We start from the raw sequence: 237 nt of genomic DNA, 5'->3' as shown, positions 1-237 counted from the left end.
GGCTGTGCTGGGACTGGATCATGGCAATACCTCGTGGTTGGGTGGGAGCGATACAGGCCGCGACGGGAAGCGTCGCAGGCGTGGCACGGACGTCAGGATGGTCCGCCAGGGAGACGAACCGGCCGGTCGCGCCGTCATGGCCGTCGATGCAGCCGGATTCGATGTCGTAGACCCAGCCGTGCAGCGCCAGACGCCCTTCTTCGAGCGCGAGCCGCACGGCAGGGTGCGTCTTCAGGT

1 pseudogene is annotated in these 237 nt (G+C 67.5%); it reads right to left on the bottom strand.

Annotated features, from left to right (window positions below):
- Positions 1–237: pseudogene (locus tag KVT39_RS37390) on the bottom strand (hypothetical protein); the annotation flags it as partial.

This window comes from Burkholderia sp. GbtcB21 (genome assembly GCF_019091065.1).
Taxonomy (GTDB): domain Bacteria; phylum Pseudomonadota; class Gammaproteobacteria; order Burkholderiales; family Burkholderiaceae; genus Burkholderia; species Burkholderia pyrrocinia_C.
The sequence above is the reverse complement of the archived record's forward strand: the minus strand, read 5'-3'. Positions and strand labels throughout refer to the sequence as shown.